The 24167-nt window shown below is 39.6% G+C and carries 21 protein-coding genes; 13 read left to right on the top strand and 8 right to left on the bottom strand.

All coding sequences use genetic code 11. The annotated features are described in order from the left end of the window. The first annotated feature begins 2 nt into the window (after positions 1-2). The gene (locus LOS73_RS00590) at positions 3-1211 is read left to right on the top strand and encodes a TonB family protein (RefSeq protein WP_457934312.1); all 1209 of its coding nucleotides are present in this window, start codon (positions 3-5) and stop codon (positions 1209-1211) included. Between the two features lie 74 nt (positions 1212-1285). On the opposite strand, the gene LOS73_RS00585 is transcribed toward LOS73_RS00590, so the two are convergent. Continuing rightward, positions 1286-1669: an MAPEG family protein gene (locus LOS73_RS00585; protein WP_149605518.1), complete on the bottom strand. Its 384-nt coding sequence runs from the start codon at positions 1667-1669 to the stop codon at positions 1286-1288. A gap of 244 nt (positions 1670-1913) precedes the next feature. Between LOS73_RS00585 and LOS73_RS00580 the strand changes: the two genes are divergently transcribed. After that, entirely contained in the window at positions 1914-2792 is an 879-nt protein-coding gene (locus tag LOS73_RS00580; protein WP_373462530.1) for an EamA family transporter, read from the top strand. Between the two features lie 67 nt (positions 2793-2859). On the opposite strand, the gene LOS73_RS00575 is transcribed toward LOS73_RS00580, so the two are convergent. The 4 genes from LOS73_RS00575 to LOS73_RS00560 all read right to left on the bottom strand — a co-directional run bounded on the left by LOS73_RS00575 (position 2860) and on the right by LOS73_RS00560 (position 8001). Continuing rightward, positions 2860-3177 (bottom strand): DMT family transporter, encoded by a 318-nt coding sequence (locus LOS73_RS00575; RefSeq protein WP_007377319.1) that lies wholly within the window; start codon positions 3175-3177, stop codon positions 2860-2862. After that, positions 3177-4709 carry a bifunctional GNAT family N-acetyltransferase/carbon-nitrogen hydrolase family protein gene (locus LOS73_RS00570; protein ID WP_008136135.1) on the bottom strand — a complete coding sequence of 511 codons (1533 nt, stop codon included), beginning with the start codon at positions 4707-4709 and terminating at the stop codon, positions 3177-3179. The genes LOS73_RS00575 and LOS73_RS00570 overlap by 1 nt, the downstream gene beginning before the upstream one ends. Positions 4710-4808: 99 nt before the next feature. Next, positions 4809-5657 (bottom strand): MBL fold metallo-hydrolase, encoded by an 849-nt coding sequence (locus tag LOS73_RS00565; RefSeq protein ID WP_007377317.1) that lies wholly within the window; start codon positions 5655-5657, stop codon positions 4809-4811. A gap of 58 nt (positions 5658-5715) precedes the next feature. Continuing rightward, positions 5716-8001 (bottom strand): penicillin acylase family protein, encoded by a 2286-nt coding sequence (locus tag LOS73_RS00560; RefSeq protein WP_457934311.1) that lies wholly within the window; start codon positions 7999-8001, stop codon positions 5716-5718. Between the two features lie 156 nt (positions 8002-8157). On the opposite strand from LOS73_RS00560, the gene ycaO reads away from it, so the two are divergent. From ycaO to folX, 7 genes are all read left to right on the top strand, one after another. Further along, positions 8158-9918, top strand: a complete 1761-nt coding sequence (ycaO, locus tag LOS73_RS00555) for a 30S ribosomal protein S12 methylthiotransferase accessory factor YcaO (protein WP_337119601.1) — start codon at positions 8158-8160, stop codon at positions 9916-9918. Between the two features lie 167 nt (positions 9919-10085). Further along, positions 10086-13448: an ATP-binding protein gene (locus LOS73_RS00550; RefSeq protein ID WP_457934310.1), complete on the top strand. Its 3363-nt coding sequence runs from the start codon at positions 10086-10088 to the stop codon at positions 13446-13448. A 43-nt stretch (positions 13449-13491) separates the two neighbouring features. Further along, positions 13492-14121 carry a YceH family protein gene (locus LOS73_RS00545; protein ID WP_007377313.1) on the top strand — a complete coding sequence of 210 codons (630 nt, stop codon included), beginning with the start codon at positions 13492-13494 and terminating at the stop codon, positions 14119-14121. Between the two features lie 53 nt (positions 14122-14174). After that, positions 14175-15005 carry an ammonia-dependent NAD(+) synthetase gene (gene nadE, locus LOS73_RS00540; RefSeq protein WP_342865562.1) on the top strand — a complete coding sequence of 277 codons (831 nt, stop codon included), beginning with the start codon at positions 14175-14177 and terminating at the stop codon, positions 15003-15005. A gap of 142 nt (positions 15006-15147) precedes the next feature. Further along, a complete protein-coding gene (folM, locus tag LOS73_RS00535; protein WP_457934309.1) occupies positions 15148-15867 on the top strand; it encodes a dihydromonapterin reductase in 720 nt (239 codons plus the stop codon). A gap of 25 nt (positions 15868-15892) precedes the next feature. Continuing rightward, positions 15893-16447, top strand: a complete 555-nt coding sequence (folE, locus tag LOS73_RS00530; RefSeq protein WP_007377310.1) for a GTP cyclohydrolase I FolE — start codon at positions 15893-15895, stop codon at positions 16445-16447. 3 nt (positions 16448-16450) lie between these two features. Then, the gene (folX, locus tag LOS73_RS00525) at positions 16451-16807 is read left to right on the top strand and encodes a dihydroneopterin triphosphate 2'-epimerase (protein WP_007377309.1); all 357 of its coding nucleotides are present in this window, start codon (positions 16451-16453) and stop codon (positions 16805-16807) included. A 9-nt stretch (positions 16808-16816) separates the two neighbouring features. Here the strand turns inward: folX and LOS73_RS00520 are convergent, their stop codons facing one another. Beyond that, entirely contained in the window at positions 16817-17251 is a 435-nt protein-coding gene (locus LOS73_RS00520; RefSeq protein WP_033023727.1) for a YqaA family protein, read from the bottom strand. A gap of 227 nt (positions 17252-17478) precedes the next feature. Further along, positions 17479-17844, bottom strand: a complete 366-nt coding sequence (locus LOS73_RS00515; RefSeq protein WP_007377307.1) for a DUF4870 domain-containing protein — start codon at positions 17842-17844, stop codon at positions 17479-17481. 182 nt (positions 17845-18026) lie between these two features. On the opposite strand from LOS73_RS00515, the gene LOS73_RS00510 reads away from it, so the two are divergent. The 4 genes from LOS73_RS00510 (at position 18027) to LOS73_RS00495 (ending at position 21777) form a co-directional block, all read left to right on the top strand. Continuing rightward, positions 18027-18728, top strand: coding sequence for a spondin domain-containing protein (locus LOS73_RS00510; RefSeq protein WP_007377306.1), 702 nt, complete (start codon positions 18027-18029; stop codon positions 18726-18728). A gap of 10 nt (positions 18729-18738) precedes the next feature. Beyond that, positions 18739-19464, top strand: coding sequence for a spondin domain-containing protein (locus tag LOS73_RS00505; RefSeq protein WP_007377305.1), 726 nt, complete (start codon positions 18739-18741; stop codon positions 19462-19464). Positions 19465-19553: 89 nt separating this feature from the next. Continuing rightward, positions 19554-20279 carry a response regulator transcription factor gene (locus tag LOS73_RS00500; RefSeq protein ID WP_342865561.1) on the top strand — a complete coding sequence of 242 codons (726 nt, stop codon included), beginning with the start codon at positions 19554-19556 and terminating at the stop codon, positions 20277-20279. Positions 20280-20289: 10 nt separating this feature from the next. Beyond that, on the top strand, positions 20290-21777 hold the full coding sequence (locus LOS73_RS00495; RefSeq protein ID WP_457934308.1) for a sensor histidine kinase: 1488 nt from the start codon (positions 20290-20292) through the stop codon (positions 21775-21777). A gap of 42 nt (positions 21778-21819) precedes the next feature. On the opposite strand, the gene LOS73_RS00490 is transcribed toward LOS73_RS00495, so the two are convergent. Beyond that, the gene (locus tag LOS73_RS00490) at positions 21820-23994 is read right to left on the bottom strand and encodes a S9 family peptidase (protein ID WP_457934307.1); all 2175 of its coding nucleotides are present in this window, start codon (positions 23992-23994) and stop codon (positions 21820-21822) included. Positions 23995-24167 lie beyond the last annotated feature (173 nt).

The following is a 24167-nucleotide window of genomic DNA, read 5'->3' as shown; positions in this document are numbered from 1 at the left end:
ACATGGTTATTCAAACTGGTTTTAATTGGTTGATTGAGCAGCAACTACTATTAAGTATTTTGTTTTGTGGATTTATTTTACTCGAGCGATTTGGTTTAAAAGCCCTTGGCTCGCGATTTGTATATAAATTAGCATGGCTATTACCTGCAGCATTGGTTATTGCTAATTTACCAAACGCAATTAAACCACTGCAAAACAGTAATATTAGTCACTACTTAATCACCCCCAACCAATCTTTTACAAACGAGGTAGGTATTAGCTGGGCGCTCATGTATCTACTTATTACCGCAGGGTTATTAATAGCTAGTTTTATTACACATACCCGTTTTGTTAAAAGCCTGCAGTTAACTGAGTTAACCCAATTTGAAGGCACTCTTACCGCTGGTGTTAATGCCTATACCAGCCAATATGTGGCCACGCCAATGGTGATCGGGATTTTAAACAGCAAGCTAGTGTTACCGAGTAACTATAATGCGCAATTCGATAAAGCCACATTAGCGCTTATTTTAGAGCACGAAAACGTACACATTAAACGCAAAGACAACCTAACAAACGCACTTATATTACTGCCTACTATTTTACTTTGGTTTAACCCACTAGCTTGGTTTTGTTACGCAAGCGTGCGCCGACTACAAGAGCTAACTTGTGATGAACGGGTACTTGCCAATAAAACCACACAACAACACATTTTATACAGCAAAGCCTTAATAAGCTGTGCGGCAAATGCGCCCACAGGACTTATGGCTTATTCACACTACGGAGATAAAAAAACGATGTTACAACGACTTACTAATATAAAAAACAGCGGAAAACATTCAAAGTTTGCTAAAGGTGGCTTATTACTTGTAGCAGCAAGTATGCTAAGTGGATTGGCGATTGCAAAGCAACCAGAGGCAATGACTAAAGAGGATCACATTTCACCGACAATGCGTATTGAACCCCTTTATCCAAAACAAGCAGCTCAACAAGGCATCAGTGGCTCAGTGGTATTAAAGTACGATATAACTCCCAATGGTGAAACCGCTAATGTTTCTGTTGTTAGTGCAAAGCCTGAAGCCATATTTGACCGTGAAGCTAAAAAGGCGCTAAGACAGTGGCAATATAAACCCTCATCAATGGGTTATCAAAACGTACTTGTACAGCTCGATTTTGCAATAAACAATGAAGTTGCTAATACCGATTTAATAGAGCGAATTAAAGTATCGCACTAACTTTATTAGATTTTTCAAGACTACAAAGCAAGCGCCCTTTTAGGCTGCTTGCTTTGTGGTTTTACGCTATAAAGTTATAAGCTCACCACAATCATGGCAATGGCTGACCCCAAACCAATAAACCACATAATTGAGCGAATAATATCAAGATTTAAGTAATAAAAAACACAAAATAAAACACGTGCAATAATATGTGTCATGGCAAGGGTTTCAGTCACTGCATTTGCATTGTTAGTACCTAAAACTACCGCAAGCGCGACCGCAAAAACAGCTAGCGACTCAAAGCAATTTTGATGAGCTGCCAAAGCACGTGCTCCCAAACCGATTAATTGAGTTTGTTGTTGTCGAGGATGTTTATTATCGTATCCGCCGAGTTTATTTAACTCAATTACGGCAGGGATTCTAGCAATGTATGGCATTAGTACAGCCAATAAAGCACAAACAATTAAAATAGTCATAGTGGTATTCTGAGTTATTGTTAATTAGATAAAATAACACAACCAATGTAAAAAAGCCGCCAGATGCGTTTTATGGCAAACTCTAGCGGCTAGCAATAACATCAGGCTTACTATAACTAAATTTATCTTCAATCTTGTGCGACATAATGTCGCAGATGATGAATATTCAACATCACGGTTAATGCATCGCTTTACTTCTCAAAGCTTGTTAACTTTACTGCCTTACATTTTAACGATGACGACCATGACCTGGATATTTTTCACTTTTTTAGCCGCCTTCATGCAAGCATGGCGTAATGCCCTGCAAAGTAAATTAAGTAACGATGTGAGTGTTGCTGGCGTAACCCTCTCCCGCTTTATTATCGCAGGCCCTATTGCTGGCGTGTATTTATATGGTTTGTATCAATATCAAGATACCGCCATGCCTACGTTTAATAATGCCTTTTGGGCATTTATTGTAGGCGCAAGTGTGATGCAAATACTTGCCACTGGTTTAATGGTTAAGCTATTTAAAATGAATAATTACGCCGTAGGTGCTGGGCTTGCCAAAAGCGAGGCGTTAGTAGCTGCCATTTTAGGCGTATTATTTTTTGGCTCGGCACTTTCTTTACTCGGTTGGCTTGGTGTGTTTTTTGGCGCTATTGCCGTATTGCTACTCAGCGGCATAACAAGCGTTAAACACTTTAATGCTAAAACAGCATTACTAGGACTGGCTTGTGGTACTTGCTTTGCACTTACCTCGCTGTGGGTACGTGAAGCGAGCTTAAACTCAGGATTACTATTTCCTCACTCAGCTGCTTGGGTTTTGCTGTTTGTAATTAGCCTACAAACACTAATACTACTGGGCTATTTATTATTAAAAGAGCCGCAAACACTTAGTAAACTCTGGCAATACAAAGGCACTACAGCCGCAATTAGTGTTTTTAGTTGTGTCGGTTCTATTGGCTGGTTTAGTGCAATGAGCTTACAGCACGTTGCTTACGTTAAAACACTTGGACAGGTTGAAGTGTTTTTTACCATGCTAATTGCTGTGCTTTGGCTAAAACAACCGCTTAAAAAGCAAGACACCGCAGGCTTAATCCTCATAGCCATTGCCGCTGTTTTGGTTATGTTGCCGAATTAAGGGCATAAAAAAGCGCAGGCTTTTATACCTGCGCTGTTATAATTTTTTATAGCTTTAAGAACTGATTCTAAGAGCTGATTTTTAGTGTTATCACACCACTAATAATCATTAATACTCCCGCAATACGACCAAATGTAGCGGCATCGTTATAAAACAATATCCCCACCAAAAACGTACCTGCAGCGCCAATACCTGTCCATACGGCGTATGATGTGCCCATTGATATTTGCTTTTGCGCAAGCCACAACATAAAGCCACTAGCGACCATAAATGCCACAGCTATTGCTATACCCTGCCAGCGAGTATCATCGTTTTGCGAAATTTTTAAACCTATCGGCCAGCCAATTTCAAGTAACCCAGCAATAATTAAGTACACCCACGCCATTAAACGTCTCTCTTTTTCAAAATAACTTCGTATAAATCTTCGCGGCGATCTTTTAAGTTACGCACAGTGCCTTCGCTGTGAAGAATTTTAAGTTTATCCATATCAAGATCGCTAAATAATAGCATTTCGGTGTTTGGCGTGGCTTCGTTAAGTGTTGCATCGTGCGGGAACGAAAAGTCCGATGGCGTTAATACAGCTGATTGCGAATACTGCACATCAAGGCTTTCTACTTGTGGTAAGTTACCTACCGAGCCTGCAATAACCACATAACATTCGTTTTCTATTGCACGCGCTTGTGCACAATGGCGCACACGTAAATAACTATTTTTGGTATCGGTCCAAAATGGCACAAACAAAATATCTAAACCTTGTTTGGCCAATATGCGTGAAAGCTCAGGAAACTCTACGTCATAACAAATTTGAATACCTACACGACCGGCATCGGTATCAAACACGGCAATTTTATCGCCGCCTTGAATAACCCAATCGTTTTGCTCATGCGGGGTAATATGTATTTTACGTTGCTCGTCTATTTTACCGCTGCGGTGGCATAAATAACTCACGTTATAAATTTTATCATCTTCGGCAAGTGGCATAGAGCCGGTAATAATATTGGCGTTGTATTCTATTGCCATACGCGACATCGCGTTTTTAAATGTTTCGGTATATTCAGCTAAATAACGAATTGCTTCAGTTTGGTTGCTTTGATTTCCTAAGCCCATTAATGGCGCGTTAAAAAACTCAGGGAAGAGTATAAAATCACTTTTGTAGTCAGATACGGTATCTACAAAGTATTCAACCTGCTTTAGCATTTCTTCAACCGATTCAACACAACGCATTTGCCATTGCACTGCACCTACGCGCACTATCGATTTAGTTGACTCAAGTACCGTGTCGGTTGGCTCATACATAATGTTATTCCACTCAAGTAAAGTGGCGTAACCAACTGACTCTTGATCCTCTGGTAAGTACTTTTTAAGCAAACGCTTTACCTGAAAATCGTTAGATAGCTGAAAGCTTAAAATAGGATCGTATAGCTCTCTCTGATCTACTTTTGCAATGTATTCCATTGGCGTCATTTCACTGCTGTGATTGTAATAACGTGGAATACGACCACCCGCTAAAATAGCGCGTAGGTTATATTGGCGGCACAGTTCTTTACGGGCATCATAAAGGCGACGACCTAAACGCATGCCTCTGTGAGTTTCGCTAATGGCAACATCTAAGCCGTATAGTGCATCGCCGTCGGTATCGCTAAATACACGGTCGTGACCATCTGCAATGTCTTCGTATGTATGCGGGTTTGAAAAACGTGTGTAATCAACTTGTACGCTCAGCGCTAAGCCCACCAGCACGCCGTCATCTACAATACCTATTTGCCCTTCAGGAAATTGGTCTATTAACCTAAAAATGGTATGACTTGGCCACGCACCACCTAAGTCGGGATACGCTTGATCCATCAAGGTCTTAATTTGCGGATATTGCTCTCTGGTTAAGTTACAAATTTCAAGATGGGTTTTTTCTGCCGACATACACAACTCCTTTAGGCATAAGAAAATAAAAGCCGAATGCACGCTCGATTAAATCAAGAATACACTCAGCTTTGTATCATGTTTTTTACTTTAGATGTACTACTTTAAGCTGCGATAAAAAAGTGTGGTTACTTTCTCTTTTGGTAACCAGCCTGCGTATTCAAGATTCAGCTCAGCCAATGGATCGGCTTTAAGTACTTGCTCTAAGCTTGCATTATTTTGCATTGCTTTTAGCATTACGTCTTTCGCGTTTTGAACTAGCTTACCATACGCTATCAGTCCTGAACGGTCACTTACCTTACCGTGTCCTGGTATTACTTTAGTGTTGTCGTCAATTTGTTTAACTACATCGTCTACTGCCGCTAAAATACCATCAACGCTGCCGCCGCTATCTACATCAACAAACGGTAAACTGCCAAAATTAAAGTAAATGTCGCCCATGTGCACTATGTTGTCGTTACTGAAAAAGATAACTGAGTCGCCATCGGTGTGTGCATGTTCATAATGCACCACATGGGCGTGTTCGTTATTAAAATGCAGTTTTAAATCGTGACCAAAGCTAATGCGGGGTAAAAAATCGGACCCTTCTCCATGCTTTTCTTTTAAGCGTTTATGTACGTTGTCGTGCGCTATAACGTGCGCGCCCGCTTTAGCAAAGTTCTCGTTGCCACCGGTATGATCGCCATGATGGTGCGTATTAATAACAAACTCTGCGCTACCTGGTTTTAAATCGCTAATGGTTTTTTTGATGTCGTCTGATAACTTGGCAAACTGATCATCAATAATATATATGCCATCATCGCCTACACTTGCTGCAATATTACCGCCTTGCCCAAATAGTACGTATACATGGTCACTTAATTTTTGTGCTGTTACTGGACCTTCATCTGCTTGCACTGCTGTACTTAGTAATAAACCTGTTATTAATGCGGGTAATATTTTTTTCATTTTAGTTCTCTGTTGTTTTATTAGTAATTATATAGAACGTGTTTAGCTATACTTTAGTTCATTGCGCAGGCTCTATTACTATTTGATGTATTAATTCTTGCGGCAATAAAGGTGTATGTTTGCCCTCAACGTAATCACTAAAACCCGCTCTATAAAATTCAGATAATGGATGCCCCGATTGCCCACCAGGAATAGCCATAATTGCATGCTCTAAATGCCCAGGTTGAGCAATAAAGCGTTGCGATGCGCCAAAACTACGCCCTTGTACAGCAGGCATGTAACTATCACCAAAACCCGTAGCTGTAGGCATATTTAATAACTTAGCAAGTAACGGCATTTGCTTTGCAAATGGATGCTCTATCACTAACTCATTTACCTTGCCCCACTGCCAGCTTTGTACGTTATTGCCAAATTGTTCTGTAAGCTTAGTGATAGTTTGGCTAAATGCACCGTGTAATTGTGCATCCCAGCTCTTAAATTGTGGGTTTATCCATGTGTTGGGTTTGTTGTTAATAAGCTGCCAAACTGCGGGCTCTAAATCTCGTTTTACGTATTTAAGTGTGCCTTGTTGTTTATTTAATTCGTCTTCCATATTACTAAATAAAATATTAATCACTTCATCGCGGTAGCGCTTAACCAAGGTATACCCTATGGAGTTTGAACATGCACATCGCTGCCAATTTTCGAGTGCTGTTATATATTGCTGATTTTTAGTTGTATCGGTTTTTAATTGCTTTAATAGCAGAGCATGCCAAGGCATTAAAAAGCGAGCTTGATTATCAAGTTGTAATGCGTAAAAGTCGCTCTCAGCAAATGTTTGTTTTTCAAATAATCTATCGCGAATTTGACTTGAACGCGCACCGAGTGCATAACCACCATTACCAAAACGCGCGTCATCCTCAGCCGATACCACGCGAGAATTACCAGTCCATAATCGCCCACTTTGTGGATTTTTAACAAAGGGCCGTTGTAATTCGTTTTGCTGCCAAAGCACGCTGTAATCATCGGCATTTACGCCAAGCTCACTTGGTGTTTTACGAGCCGGTATACCACCGATATTTTTCCACGCGGCGCTACCTTGGCTGTCTACCACCATTAAATTTTGCACCGGAATGCCCACATCGCTTGCTACAGCAAGTGCATCATCTACTGTTTTGGCTTGTTCTAACTTCACTAGCTGCATATTAACGGCATAAGATTGATGTGCAGCCCAGCTAAGTGCATAAGGTTTTTTGTTAATGTATTTTACAGGTCCGTATTCACTGAGTATTAATGAATAGTTTTCAACCTCCCCATCGGGTAATGCAATAAGTTCGTCAACTTGCCATGTTTTACTGTCATCATTTAAGGCAATCCAATCGGCTGTATCTAAATAGCCATTCGTAAATCCCCATGCAATATTATTGTTTGTGCCCACTACAATGGCAGGTGCGCCTGGCAGCGATACACCGGTTACCTGAGTTTGCTCACCATTTTGTATATAAGTTAATTGCGCTCTGTACCAAATTACAGGCACTGCCATCGATAAATGCATATCATCCGACACCATACCTGCGCCTGTTTTAGTAAGCGTTCCCGTGACTGCCCAGTTATTACTGCCGCGCTCTTGATTGGCTTCAATACTTTTAACTGTGTGTTGTGTTTGAGTGGGCAAAGTAGGTATGCCGCCGCTATAAGGCGCTAATCTACTGCCATTAAGCGCGGCTTGGTACTTACTTGGTTGCGTTAAAAAATCAACCATTTGCTTTGTATACGCTTGCTCAATTTGAATGAGTGCTTGGTCGCGCTCAAATGTGGCGCTTTGTAAATCTAGGTACATGCTAAATATCACAAGTAGGCTGTCTTCACTTTGCCATGGCTTTTGTGTTGCACCGGTTAGTAAATACTCAAAGCTCGAATACCCTACTTGCGCTAAACCTTCGTTTACACCTTGAGCGTAACTTTTAAGTAATTGCTTATCTGCCTCTGGCAGCGTTTGTAAAATAATTTGGCTGCGTTTACGCAATTGATGAAAACGCATTTTTTTGTCGAGCCCCAGCGCTGCTTGGCCAAATAATTCACTTAACTCACCTGCGGCATTACGCCTTAGTAAATCCATTTGAAAAAATCGGTCTTGCCCATGCGCATAACCTAAGCCATAGGCAGCGTCGTTTCGGCTATTGGCGTTTATTACTGCTTGCCCTAGTGCATCGCGCGAAATTTTTACAGGCTCTACTACCGCGTTACTGCGTCCGTTTCCATCAAGAGCGGGTAAACTTAAACTAAGTACCCCATAAACAACAGCGGTACTCGCCAACCCTAAAATAACAGTCAATAACAGTAACCATTTGATTAATTTAAACATCGGCCTTTCCTTTGATAATTTTCACCAAGCGTTGAGAGCATATAATAACCACAGTTTTATTAAATAATAATGTTCTTGCTCGCAAAGGGTGAAATAAACATCAAAATCCACGATAATGTCAGCTCCACACATCGTGCAGAACTAGTTGAGATCAATATGACTGAAAAAACATTTATCAAAGGTAAAGACCGCGACCTAGAATCGTCAATCTCTACCATGCAAAACAAGCTTAAAGCCCTAAACATTAATGTTGAAGAAGCGCTTTGGCTTAACCCTGTAGCTAACTGTTATTCGGTTCATATAAAAGACAGCGACTGCGGTGTTATGTTTACCAATGGTAAAGGCGCAACCGACAAAGCCTCTATTGCCTCAGCACTCGGTGAATACTTTGAGCGTTTAAGCTGTAACTACTTTTTTGCAGACTTTTATCTAGGTGAAGAATTTGCTAATGGCGAATTTACTCATTACCCAAGTGAAAAATGGTTTAAAGTTGAAGGCGATGAAGTACCACAAGGTATTATGGATGAAAGCTTATGGGATTACTTTGACCCAGAGCGCGAACTTAACGCATCACACCTTTTTGATTTTAACTCAGGCAATATTGATCGTGGCATTTGTACCCTGCCCTACACTCGCCAACGCGATAACCAAGACGTATACATCCCGGTAAACGTTATTGGTAATATTTTTGTATCTAACGGTATGAGCGCTGGTAACACGAAATTTGAAGCGCGCGTACAAGGTTTATCAGAAGTATTTGAACGCGCGATTAAAAACCGCATCATCGCCGAAGGTATTTGTTTACCAATCGTGCCTGAAGACGTTGTTAAGCAATACCCTAAAATTCACGAAGCGTGTGAAGAACTTCGCAGCCATGGCTTTCATTTACGTATTGCCGATGCATCACTTGGGGGCAAATACCCTGTAATGAGCGTAACGCTTATTAACCCAACAGATGGTTCTGTATTTGCTTCTTTTGGTGCTCACCCATCATTTGAAGTTGCGCTTGAACGTACCGTGACTGAGTTACTACAAGGTCGTCGTCTTGATCAGCTAGATGTATTCCAACCTGCTACCTTTGATAACGACGAAGTAGCAACACCAGAGAACATTGAACTGCACTTTATTGATTCAAGTGGTTTGATTTCGCATGATTTCTTCCGTGCAAAACCTGACTTTGAATTTGTCCATTGGGACTTTAGCGGCACAACAGAGCAAGAATATAACTTCTGTACAGACCTAATTCACAGCATGGATCATGATATCTACATCATGGATTACACGCATCTAAACGTATACGCATGTCGTATTTTAGTACCGGGCATGTCAGACATTTACCCTGTTGATGAGCTTATTTGGCGCAACAACAACGAAGGCGCTAAATTCCGCGAAACCTTCTTATCGCTTGATCAGTACGATGCAGAGCAATGGATGGACATTTACGACAGCCTTGAAGAAGCAGGTCACAGCGATATTATCCGCGCCGCAGAATTTATTGGCCTTGCAACCGATGCCGACACGCCATGGCACACACTGCGCATAGGTGAGCTTAAAGCGCACCTATGTTTAGCTGCAGGCAGCGAAGAAGCCATTGATTGGGTTGACTGGATACTTCATACAGGCCAAGTAAACGAAGAGGCAATGCGCCACTTCCGCTGTTTAAAAGCGATTCTTGAAATTAAATACGATGACGAGCGCGAATACGCCGATTACCAAGATGCATTAGGCTTAATGTTTGGTGCTAATAATGTAGCCCTGGCTATAGAAATTGCCGAAGGTGAAAAGCAGTTTAACGGTTTAACTTTCCCAGGTTTATCGCTTGAAGGCTTTAAAAAGCATGCGGCACTACTTGATGGTTACCGCAAGCTACATGTAGCAAAGCAAAATCATTGGGCGCGTGAAGTGAGCGATGCGTAACTAGTTAAACAACTAATTATAAAAAATAAACGGCGTATTTAAGGGCATGTTGACCTTTCAAGATTAATTTTTTAACCTCGAAAGACCAACAGGCTCTAGCGCTGTTTTCATTTTCGTAATAAATTAGCTATAGTTAATTTGCCTTAATTAACGCCAACATGCAGCTAATGCCACCATCGATTAATAATAAAAAAACGAATGTTCATAACTTTAAGCTGACCTTTTGGCTATCGCTTACATTAACTGTATTGGTTTGTGTGGTACTTGAGCGTATTAACTATAATCGAGCAAAAGACGCCCATCGATTGCAAATCCTCTCCGAAGTAAGCACCTATCGCGCCCAGCTTGAATCGACTTTAGTTTCTAATATCCAACTAGTGCGTGGCTTAGGTGTTGCTGTAGCCGTAGAACCAAACTTAGAGCAAGAACGCTTTGCACAGATTGCCGCCCCTCTTTTTAATACCTCAAAAGAACTGCGTAATATTGGCGGCGCCCCAAATATGGTTATTCAAATGACTTATCCTTTAAAAGGAAATGAAAAAGCGATAGGTCTTAATTTTTTAAATAACAAAAATCAACGTGCAGATGCAATTAGAGCCCGCGACACAAACACGATCATCATGGCTGGGCCACTCACTTTAGTGCAAGGAGGTGAGGCATTAATAGCCAGAGTCCCTGTATACACCCCTCCTAAAAATGAATTTTGGGGTTTGTTATCAGTTGTGCTCGATATTCAAAAAATTTATACCAACTCTGGAATCTATGAACTTGAAAAGGAGTATCTCGTTGCCATACAAGGTCGCAATGGTTTAGGTAAAAAAGGGGAGTTTTTTTATGGGAACTCAAATATTATTGAACAAAACCCTCTTGAATTCACTTTGAACTTCCAAGGTGGAAGCTGGCAACTATACGTTACCCCAAAGCTCGGTTGGAATCCGCCTCATTCAGCTATTTGGCCATTGCGTTTGGCTATTATTATTATTTGTGGATTACTGACTTGGGCGTTTTTATTCTTTTTAAAAATGCTTAATCGCCAACAACAAAACGAGAAAATGCTCGAAACAATGAGTGATTTAGCACAAATCGGCGCATGGTCATTTAATTTAGAAACTCAGCAAGTGTATTGGTCAGATATGACCAAAAAAATATTCAAATACCCATTAAATACCCAACCTAAGTGGCCAATAGATTTGAGCTACTTTAAAAAAGGCACGAGCAGAGAAACCATTAAACCTTTGATTGAACGTGCTATAAAACACGGCGAAAAATACGAAGTTGAGCTGGAGGTAATGAATGCAGAAGGAGAGTCAATTTGGGTGCTTGTGCATGGTGAGGCAGAGCAAAAAAACGGACGATGTGTAAGAATTTTTGGATCATTACAGAATATAGATACCCGAAAAAAAGTTGAATTAGAAAGTAGCTCTATAGCGTTGCATAACGAAATTTTAGCCTCGCTTACTATAAATAAATTAATTTTAAACGGCCAGCTAAGCCAATCCAAGGACATAATTACACAATCTATTTGCCAAGCATTTCAAATTGAGCGCGCCAGCATACGGTTTTTTGATAAAGGCAAAAGCCAACTAATTCCATTTGCCGTGCACAGTGAATTGAACTCAGCAGATAAAATAGAGTTACTTTGGCTTAGGAAAAACCTCCCAGACTTTTTTAATACTATTGACCATCAAGCTGTATTTAATGCTTCTGATGTTTTACAAAATTCAACCTTAGCGCCTCTCTCCACACATTATTTACTGCCGTTAGAGATCAAATCTATGCTGTGTGTAATTATACCTGCAGGCAGTGGTGTATTGGGTATTATTTGTGCTGAGCAATGTAGAATTAAACGTAATTGGACTAAAAATGAGGAAAGTTTTTTAATCGCTGTCGCCGCATTGATAGGTAGCCTACATTCTAGCCAGCAACGTATTGAAACTGAACAAGAGCTAGTAACGGCTAAAGAAACAGCAGAACAAGCAGTTGCCGCAAAAAGTGAGTTTTTAGCGAGTATGAGTCACGAAATTCGCACCCCAATGAACGGCGTGCTCGGAATGTTAAATATAATAAAGCAAACAAAATTAGATCAACAACAAGAACACCATATAGAGTTAGCCCAATCATCTGCTCAATCATTACTTAATATAATTAATGACATTTTAGACTTTTCAAAAATAGAAGCCGGTAAACTCGATATCGACAATGTACAATTTAACTTACCTAAATTATTAGGTGAGGTGGTTGAATCGTTCGCCTTAAAAGTAGAGCAAAACAATACCAAGCTTATTTTAGATGCCACTCAAATTACAGTCAGCGAAATAATTAGCGACCCAAACAGGCTACGTCAAATTTTAAATAACTTGATCGGTAACGCTGTTAAATTCACCTTAAATGGTGAAGTAATAATTGTGGCAAAAATAAATGACACAACCAACGGTTCATTTTTACAATGCTCTATTATTGATACTGGTATTGGTATCGACTTTAAAAAACAAGCGACATTGTTTAACTCCTTTACACAGGCAGATGCCTCAACAACGCGTCAGTTTGGTGGTACAGGATTAGGCCTTGCGATAGTAAAACAGCTTTGTGAACTCATGAACGGAGAGGTTAGTGTAACCAGCGTGAAAGGCCAAGGCAGCACTTTTTCTTTCACAATAAAGATACAACCTCGACTCAGTAAAGAGCAAGATCTACCGAGTCATTTAATTAAAGATAAGCATATTTTAATAATTGATGAATGCAGCTTAAATGCTAATACAGCAAGTAAGCAGCTCTCTGTTTGGGGCGCTAGTGTAGATTGCATCAATGACTATCAAAAAATATTGAATTACTCACATAATGAGGTTCAAAATACTGATGCCATTTTAATTGATTACTACTTTTTTGAAAAAGCGTCGCCAGAATGCATTGCTGCTCTAAAAGGATTTATAAATATACAAGGCTGTAAATTAGTAATAATGGCACCTATGAGCTACTCAAAAGAGGAATCAAAGCTAGCGATAAAGATTGATTGTATGATTTTCAAACCGCTAACGCCTTCTGATTTATTTGATTCACTCACTAATGATCAGTTTATAGAACTACAACAAAAGCAAGCTCAGTTGCAAAACAAACTCACAAAAATGGTCGCCACTAACTTTTCTCAACCACAAATTTTATTAGTGGAAGATAATAAAGTAAACCAAGTAGTCGCCTCAGCGTTATTAAAACAGGCTGGAGTGAGCTTTGATATTGCACAAAATGGGTTTGAGGCAATTGTTAAGCTCAATACAAAGCAAGGCGAGCCTTATGAGCTTATTTTAATGGACTGCCAGATGCCAGAAATAGACGGTTATCAGGCAACACAAGCGATAAGAAAAGGCGATGCAGGTAAGCATAATAAAAATATTACTATAATAGCCTTAACCGCAAATGCTATGCAGGGCGATAAAGATAAATGCCTTGCCGCTGGAATGGACGACTATTTGAGTAAACCTCTCGATCTAGCCGCTTTACAACCTAAACTTAGCCAATGGCTTGATACCCAATAAAAGTGTAAGCTAATAAAATACGCTTACTAATTTGAGATTATTTATGCAGTTATCAGCAAATCAACAACGTGTTATTGGTTGCTTACTAGAAAAGCAAAGTACGACGCCAGAGCATTATCCGCTATCGTTAAATGGCCTTACAAATGCATGTAATCAAAAGTCTAATCGCGATCCTGTTGTAAATTTCACTGAAAACGACGTACAAAATATACTTGATGAACTAATCGAACTGCGTTTGGTTACAATAGACGAAGGCCTTTCTGGTCGCGTAAATAAATACGACCATCGTTTTTGTAATACTGAATTTAGTAATTTACAATTTTCACAGCAACAGCGCGCTATTGTTTGTTTACTGCTATTACGCGGCGCACAGACACCAGGAGAGCTGAGAACTCGAAGTACTCGACTTGCTGAGTTTAATAATGTAAACGAAGTAGAGAGTGCACTAAATGAGCTTATTGAAAATGATTACGTAATAAAGTTAGAACGAGAACCTGGTAAGCGAGAAAGTCGCTATATACATCAGCTCGCAGACCAGCAAACTAACTTAACAAATAATACTCATGAGCCAAAAGTTAATGCACTTAAAAATAGTGAGTTAGACGAACTACTCGCAGAAGTTGAGCAACTAAAAACAGAACTACGTCAGATTAAAGCCCATTTAGGGCTTTAATTATTAAACGCTTAATCACATAATAAGTTTATATAAGACTATAGGAGCTGGCCATGCGCGCCGAAATTATGGCTGAAATGAAAGTTCAGCCAACAATTGATATAAACGCAGAAATAATCCGTCGAGTTAATTTTATAAAAGCACGCTTAGTGGCAGCTTACTCAAGGTCGTTAGTGCTCGGTATAAGTGGTGGCGTTGACTCATCAACTTGTGGACGTTTGTGCCAATTAGCAGTCAACCAGCTAAATGAAGAGCTAGACACTGATAAGTATCAATTTATTGCTGTTCGCTTGCCTTATGGCGTACAAGCCGATGAAGACGAAGCCCAAATGGCGGTTGATTTTATTCAGCCAAGTAAACGTATGACCGTTAACGTACAACCGGCAGCCGATGCGCTGCATGAGCAAGCGCTTGCAGCTATAGTTGGTAGCGGCGAAGCCCTTCCTGAGCAAGCTCAGATAGATTTTATTAAAGGCAACGTTAAAGCACGCCAACGTATGGCTGCTCAGTATGAAATTGCAGGTTTTTGCCAAGGTTTAGTCGTAGGTACTGATCATAGTGCTGAAAACATTACTGGTTTTTATACCAAATTTGGTGATGGTGCATGCGATTTAGCGCCGCTTTTTGGTTTATCAAAACGCCAAGTTCGTGCGCTTGCAACTGCACTAGGTGCGCCAGCTTTATTAGTAGATAAAGCACCTACAGCTGATTTAGAAAGTGACCGCCCAGGCTTAACAGATGAAGAAGCACTTGGTTTAAGCTATGAGCAAATTGATGACTTTTTAGAAGGTAAACCTGTGTCTAATGATGTTGAACAAAAACTTGTGAGTATTTACACGCGTACACAACATAAGCGCCAACCAATTCCGACAATTTACGATTAATGTTTTAGTAAATAAAATAAAGCAATTAATACCATTAATGATTAATTGCTTTTTTGATCGACAGATCAAGAGACTGCGTATATTTTACTAAATTAACACGCTAATATTTATTAATTACCCGCCAAAGAGAACACTGCATTATATGACATCGCCCATTTTAATTACCGGCGCAGGCCAACGTATTGGTTTAGCGCTAGCTCAGCATTATATAGCCGAAGGGCAGGCTGTTATTATTACGTATCGTACTCGTCACGACGCTGTTGATAAATTAGAGCAACAAGGCGCTGTATGTATTTATGCTGACTTTAGTACCGATGACGGTATTAGTGCATTTATAAATACGCTTAATATGCATACAACATCGCTGCGCGCTATTGTACATAACGCATCAAGCTGGGACTGCGAAGCTAACAACCCTGACTTTGCAGCACTGTTTGATAATATGATGCGTATACATGCCAAAACACCGTATTTAATTAATTTAATGTGCGCAGAGCTGCTTTTAAAACATCAGCAAAATGAAAAAGTACCTGCCGATATAATACATCTTACTGATTATGTAGTTGAAACAGGCAGCCCTAAACATTTAGCTTACGCAGCAAGTAAAGCAGCACTCGACAACCTAACTAAATCGTTTAGCGCTAAATATGCGCCAAACATAAAAGTGAATGCGGTTGCTCCATCGCTCATTATTTTTAATGAACATGACGATGAGCAATATCGAGCTAAGACCCTTAAAAAATCATTAATGGGCATTGAACCCGGATGCCAAGAAATTATCAATAGCATTGATTTACTATTACAAAGCCAATACATCACAGGGCGCTCTTTGCCTGTAGATGGCGGTCGTCATTTAAAGTAAATAAGCTAAATAAACTGAGATATTTATGCATAATGAATTAAAAGAAAGTTACCAAAAAATCATCACCGCAGTAGGCGAAGATGCTAACCGCGAAGGCTTACTTGATACGCCGAAACGTGCTGCAAAAGCAATGGAATATTTAACGCAGGGGTATCGTCAAACACTTGATGAAATAACTAATAAAGCGGTATTTACGTCTGATGCTGACGACATGGTGTTAGTGCAAGACATAGAGCTTTACTCTATGTGTGAACATCATTTACTGCCTTTTATTGGCCGTTGCCATATTGCTTATATACCAAACGGTAAAGTATTAGGCTTGTCTAAATTTGCCCGTATTGTTGATATGTTTTCACGCCGTTTTCAAATTCAAGAACAGCTAACGCATCAAATCGCTAAAGCAGTTGAAGAAGTGACAGGCGCTAAGGGCGTAGGCGTTATTGTTGAGGCAAAACACATGTGTATGATGATGCGTGGTGTAGAAAAGCAAAATTCAAGCATGCGTACATCAGTAATGTTAGGTAACTTTAGAAGCGATCCTAAAACGCGTAACGAATTTTTGCAGCTTATAAAAGGTTAACCTATGGCTAATGCAATTATTAACGTTACTAATTTGCGACTGCGTACATTTATTGGCTTTAACCCCGATGAGCGTGAAAAAAAGCAAGACGTAGTGATCAATCTGGAGATTCACTACCCTGCTGATGATGCCTGTAAAACGGATGAAGTAGACCAAGCACTAAATTATAAAGTGATCACCAAAGAAGTGATTAGTTTAGTAGAGCAAGGGCACTTTTTACTGCTCGAGAAATTAGTTGCTGAAATTCTTGCGGTTTGTCACTCGCACCCAAGTGTTCATTACGCTAAAGCACGTGTTGATAAACCGCATGCACTGCGTTTTGCCGACTCAGTGTCGTTAACACTTGATTGGGCGAAATAACTTTTGTATCTAAATGAGTTTTTCGAATCCAACGGCAAGGGCGATAACCGCTAAATAGCGCGCGCCTTTGCCTAGCATTACTAGCAACAAAAAAGCACTAAACCGTACTTTAAATATGCCTCCAATTACTGTTAATGGATCTCCCACAACCGGTAACCAAGCAAATAACAAACTATATACACCATATTTATTAAATTGTTTTTGTGCGCTATCAAGCCCTTTTTGCGATACAGGAAACCACTTTTTATCTTTAAAACGCAGTACCTGCGTGCCTAACCAGTAATTAACGCAGCTTCCCAATACATTTCCAAGTGTTGCTACGCACCACATAAGCCATAAATTAACTTTACCTTGGGCAATCATTCCCACCATTATCACCTCAGAAGAGCTGGGCAATAATGTGGCAGATATAAATGCGCTAATAAATAACGTGAGATAAAGCATAATGCCCTTATAGCTAAACGTAAAAACCCAGCCTATAGCTGGGTTTATAATACCAATTTTATTAAAAACATGATCATTCTAGCGTATTAAATAACTCACTAACTACGTTTAAATTATTTATATAGAACAACTATGTATCATAATTTTAGCCTTGTTATTGAGCTATTTTCTCATCGCTATAATAGATCACTAATTTAATGCAATGGGTATAAAAATAAACTGTGTGTTTATTTTATCAAATTTAAACTAAACGGATAATTAAACTCTTTTCCTTCGTTAGCTTTAATACTCGCCAGTACAACCATTACAAACCCAAAAATTGCCACTAAAGGTAGTAATATTAAGCCTACTGCTACAAACATCAGTAAAAAACAAACTACATATGCAATTGCCATCGTTATTTGAAAGTTAAGCGCCTTTTTACCGTGCACGTCAACAACTGGCATTTCATCTTTTTTAATTAACCACACAATTAATGGCCCAATTATTGAGCCAAACGGCACAATAAATCCAGCTAATGCACTTAAATGACATAGCATAGCCCACGTACGGTCATCTTTATTAACTGGTTCAACCTGTTGATTTTCTTCCATAATACTCTCCTTTTTGTTTCATGTATGTTGCCTTTTAATTAAACAAATGTCCATAAATCAACTGCTGTATTAGCAAAAAATCACAACGTAAAATCTTGTGATAAAAAAGTGATAAGTTTGTGAGAGTTTCTGGAGACGATTATTCAATACTTAACTCGAATCATCACTTACAGGAAATAATAATGAAAGCTTCTACATTAACAATTGCAACTCTTTTAGCGGCAGCTAGCCAATCAACTATGGCCGCAGAGTTAGATTTAAAAATAACCAACTTAACTCAAGGCATCCATTTTACACCCGTATTAATAACTGCTCACGACAGTGAAGATAAACTGTTCGAAGTAGCAACGGAAGCCTCTACCGCATTACAAACAATGGCTGAGGGCGGAAATATTGCAGAACTAGTTGCACAAGCAACTGCCGCAGGTAGTGATATGGCTGCAAACCCGGCTGAAGGTCTACTTGCGCCAACAGTATCTGCAATGGCAACCCTAACGACATCTGATGGTAACGAATACCTTTCTGTTGCCGCAATGCTACTTCCTACAAATGACGGTTTTGTCGGTCTTGATAGCTGGAAAATTCCAACCGAAGCTGGAACGTATACTGTGTTTTTAAATGCTTACGATGCAGGTACTGAACAAAATAATGAACTTGTAGTAGAAGGTTCAGGTGCACCAGGTACGCCTGGTATTCCAGCTGCTCCTGGTGGTAATGCTGGTACCGGTGGTGCTGGTTTAACAAGCACCGATAGCAATATTAATATTCATATTCATCCTGGTAACTTAGGTGATGACGATCTAACCGCTGGTAATAGTGACTTAAGCAATACAGTGCACAGATGGTTAAACCCAGTAGCAAAACTAACCGTTACGGTTAAGTAGGAGCGCTATAATGTCATCTTTTAAAAACTTTAAAAAAAGCGCTTTAATACTAGCGCTTGCAACTACTCTTGCAGCATGTGGCGACAATGATAGCAACGAGCCTGATCAAGTAGTTGCACCAACACCAGCACCGACAGCTACCAGCTATGAATTTAACGTTACTGTAAGTAATTTAACTGCTGGTCAACCATTTTCACCAGTTGCCGTTATTGCACACCATGAAGGTACGCTATGGCAAATAGGCAGTCCTTCATCAGTGGCATTAGAAACAATGGCTGAAGGCGGGGATAACAGCCAACTCCTTACATTTGAAAATGGTATTGCTAATGCATCGAGTGAAGGCCCAGTTGGACCTGGTGCAAATACCACAATCACAATTACTACCGACACGCTTGAAGTACTAAAACTATCGCTTGCCACTATGATGGTGAATACAAATGATGGGTTTACCGGTCTTAGTGCTGTAGATGTATCTACATTAGCCGTTGGTGAGTCTATTATGCGCACCACCGTTGCTTATGATGCAGGTACGGAAGCAAATACAGAAGCAGCTGGTACATTACCGGGTCCTGTGGATGGCGGCGAAGGCTTTAATGAAGCCCGCGATGATGTTGATTTTGTAGCAAGACACCCTGGTGTAGTTACTAATGAAGACGGGCTATCAAGTTCAGTGCTAAGCCCTGAACATAAATTTGATAATCCATTGGCGAAAGTTGTCATTACTCGAACTCAGTAATTAATATTAACGATATTTACGCGTTGACATACCAGCTTGTAATGGGGAAGTAAGGGAGCACGGATGCCCCCCTTTTTACGAGGTTATACATGCGTCACGAAAAATTATTAGTAGTAGAAGACGACAGAGAAATAGGTAAATTAATTACCACGCAGCTTACTTCACTTAACTTACATGTTGATCATGTTGTGAGTGCCGAGCTTGCTTTAAAAAAAATAGCTAAGCACCCCTACGGACTCATTTTACTCGATATAAACTTACCGCAAATGGATGGTTTGAGTTTATGCCGGAAAATAAAAGAACATTATCCTACTACTTCTGTGATTTTACTGACCGCGCTCAGTAGCGATATGGACAGAGTGATTGGTCTTGAAATGGGCGCAGATGATTATATTTGTAAACCTTTTTTTGCGCGTGAGTTACAAGCCAGAGTAAAGACCCAACTGCGCCACAGAGCACAATTACTTGCCAGTCAGAATAACGATAACTCACCCGTTGATAGCGAACAAACGCTAAACGTAGGGTCACTCCACATTGAGTTCAGTTCGCACCAAGTTTATTTAGGCAAGCAAGCACTCAACCTTACCGCCACCGAATTTGATTTACTTGTTTATTTTGCACGCCACCCTAATCATGTTTTTAGTCGCCAACAATTACTCGATAAAGTATGGGGATATCAACATAGTGGTTACGAGCACACAGTTAATTCGCACATAAACCGCTTACGCGCCAAGCTAGAAGAGCACCAGAAAGTGCCCATTATAGAAACAGTTTGGGGCGTGGGTTATAAACTAAACCCTAGCCAACTAAATTAAGACTCCTATTATGAAATTATCTTTGTACCAAAAATTAGCCATATCGTTAGTTGTTATATTTTGTTTTATTTGTGCACTTGTTTATGGCTGGAGCAAACAATTAGAACTTACTTCAAAACACCATGGTGAGCAAAATCTGCATTTAGCATTAGCTGAGCATTTAGTACAAGATAACCCATTGATAAAAGAAGGTGTTTACGACTATAAAGCGCTCGAAAACCTTTTTCATACTTTAATGCTATTAGGCCCTGCGTTTGAATTTTATTTTGTAGACGAAACCGGAAAAATTCTTACTTACTCAGCAAAGCCAGGAAAAGTTAAGCGTAACTATATCGATTTAGCGCCTTTAAAAAAGCTCATTAATGACCCTAAAGCAGCACCTATCTATGGTGATAATCCGCGCAATAAAGACCAAAAAAAAATATTTTCGGTTGCGCCTGTATTTAATCACAACAAGTTACAAGGTTACCTATATGTAATTATTGGCGGTGAAGCCTACGATACCTCCCTCAATACTATAAAAAATAATGACAGGCTATGGCTAGCCGCTTTATGGCTTGGCTCCGCTTTAGCCTTTTTACTCATTGCAATGCTAATTTTACTGCGTTTTTTCACCAATCCAATACAGCGTTTAGCCCGTGATGTAAGCAATATTGAAGCGGCCAATTACAGCCTTACAGATACAAAATTAAGTAACTATTCAACACAAAAAAGCAATGAAGTACATAGTTTGGGTCGCAGCATTCAAGCAATGCTTACCCGTATTAATGAGCAATTTAAAGCACTTGAAGAGGGCGATAAACAACGCAAAGAGTTACTCACTCACTTATCGCACGACCTACGTACACCACTTGCATCACTGCAAGGATTTTTAGAGGTTTTAAATCAATCTGGTGAGCAATTAAGTCAAAAAGAACAACAAGAATACTTACAAGTGTCGCTTAATAATTGCGGACAATTAAAATTACTCATAGAACAAATATTTGAACTTGCCCATTTAGAAAATGGCGAAATAAACATAAATAAAGAAACCTTTAATTTAGGCGAGTTAATTTATGACTGCATTGCTAAATTTAGCTTAGCTGTAAATAAAAAGGGTATTCATTTATCGGTAGAACCTGCAATTTGTGATTTCCCTGTTGTAGCCGATATCGCAAAATTAGAACGCGTATTAAGTAACTTAATTGATAACGCTATTAGGCATACGCCTAGCGGTGGTAGCATTGCAGTACATGTAAAGCGCAGTGGCGACAATCAGCTATTTGTGCATGTTTCAGATACTGGCGTTGGAATAAAACAAGATGAACTGAGTGCTATTTTTAATCCTCACTATCAAGCAAGTAATTCTAATAAAGAGGGGCGTCAGCAAGGTGGTTTAGGGCTAGCTATATGTCGGGGGTTATTGAAACTGATGGATAGCGAAATATACGTGCAAAGTGAAATTGGCAAAGGCACTATGTTTAGCTTTAATTTGCCACAAAAAAAGGTGCTTTCTTAAAAAGCACCTTACATTTTTATTTATTTTAAATATATAAATTAACTACTTTTTAATACCCGCTAAATCAAGCATAAATGCATAGTTTAGCGCGGTATCTTCTAAGCGCTTAAAGCGACCCGATGCACCACCGTGCCCTGCTTCCATATCTATTTTAAACAATAATTTATTGTCATCAGTTTTATAGTCACGCAGCTTAGCAACCCATTTAGCTGGCTCAAAGTATTGAACTTGTGAATCGTGCAAGCCAGTCGTTACTAGCATATTAGGATATGCTTGCTTAGATACTTGGTCGTATGGCGAGTAAGATAGCATGTAATCGTAATACGCTTTTTCGTTCGGATTACCCCATTCGCCATATTCATTTGTTGTAAGCGGAATACTCGCATCAAGCATCGTGGTTACTACATCAACAAACGGTACCGCAGCAACCATGCCTTTATAAAGCTCAGGCGCTTGGTTTGCTACTGCGCCCATTAATAAGCCACCAGCACTGCCACCTAACGCAAATATTTCATCTTTTGCGCCATACTTTTGAGAAACCAATGCTTTGGTTACATCAACAAAGTCATTAAACGTATTCTTTTTAGTAAGAAGCTTGCCGTCTTCGTACCAAGGACGACCTAGCATTTGCGAGCCACGTACATGGGCAATTGCAAATACAAAGCCACGGTCTAACAAGCTCAAGCGTGAGCTGGAGAACGTTGGATCCATCGTTGCCCCGTACGAACCATAACCGTACTGCAGCAATGGATTTGTACCGTCTTTTTTAAACGCATCTTTACGATAAACCAAACTTACCGGTACTTTTATACCGTCACGTGCAGTTACAAAAATGCGCTCTGAGGCATAGTTGTCAGCACTAAAGTCGCCCAATACAGTTTGTTGTTTAAGTAATGTTTTGTTGCCTGTTGCTAAATTTACATCGTATGATGAATCAGGCGTTGTCATGCTTGTGTAGTAAACACGTAACGTGCTGCTATCTATATCATTATTGCCATAAGTACCAATTGTATAAGCGCTATCGTTAAAGCTCAGTGGTAACTCTTTACCTGTTTTTAAATCACGCGCAATAAGTTTTGACTGACCCATTTCACGCTCTTGGTAAACTAAGTAGTCATTAAATAAATCAATGCCTTCGAGTTTAATACCGTCGCGCGCTGGGATCACACTTTGCCAATTTGCTTTGTCGCCTGCTCTATCAATATCCACTTTCATCAACTGAAAATTTACAGCATCTAAGTTAGTTACAATATAGTAAGTATTCCCTAGTTTAGATATTTCATATTCAAGCCCTACTTCGCGCTCAATTAAACGCTTAGGCATTGCCTTAGCATCATCAGCGCTCAATACCGACACACCTGATGCAGCCGTGCTGCTGTGCCAAATATAAATCTCTGACTCATCTTTACTTTTACTCATACCCATGTAGTAACTGGTATCAGTTTCTTCGTAAATTAGCTCATCATCAGCTTGTGGTGTACCTAATGTATGACGATAAACTTGATAACCTAGTAGAGTTTGTAAATCTTTTTTAATGTAGTAAACCGTTTTATTATCGTTTGCCCACACAATGCCACCGTTAGTGCCCTCAAGTGTGTCTTCGAGTAATTTACCGGTTGTTAAATCTTTTATTTTTATACTATAAATACGACGACTAACAGTATCTTCGCCATAAGCCATTAAATTGCCATTCGGGCTTACATCTAAGCCACTTACCGCATAATAATCATGGCCTTTAGCAAGCTCATTTACATCTAAAATAACTTGCTGATCGTTACCTGCAAAATCGCTGCTGCGTAAATAAGTAGTGTACTCGTTATCGCCACGTGTCTGCGTTGAGTAAAAATAATCACCGCTTTTAACTGGGACTGAATCATCGTCTTTTTGAATACGCCCTTTTAGCTCCTCAAACAATTCACTTTGCAGCGTTTTAGTATGTGCAAGCATTGCATCTGTGTATGTATTTTCAGCTTCTAAATAGTTAATCACCTCTGGCGCTTTACGTTCGTCATCACGTAACCAATAGTAATCATCTATACGCGTATCCCCATGAATAGTCATCTCATGAGGCACTTTTTTAGCAATAGGGGCTGCAGCTTGGACTACTTGAACCGTTTTAACTTGTGTATTACTTTTTTGAGTCTCTTCTGGGGCTTGATTACAGCCACTTAAAATAGCTAGCGATAATGCAGCAAGTGCGAATGGAGTACGTTTCATCAGTCAAAGTCCTTGTTGTATTTAATTTTTATTAAGTAATACCAACTTAATCAATTTGAGAGATTAAACCTGACGCTAACTGTGTTAAAAATTTCTGATATAGAACAACTAAATAACGAAATTTTTGCCTTGTTATCGACAGGATTTTCTTAACTCAAAGTAGCTCATTTAAT

Source organism: Pseudoalteromonas sp. SCSIO 43210, from assembly GCF_054133285.1.
Note: the sequence above shows the minus strand (reverse complement) of the source record. Positions and strands in the feature narration are given on the sequence as shown.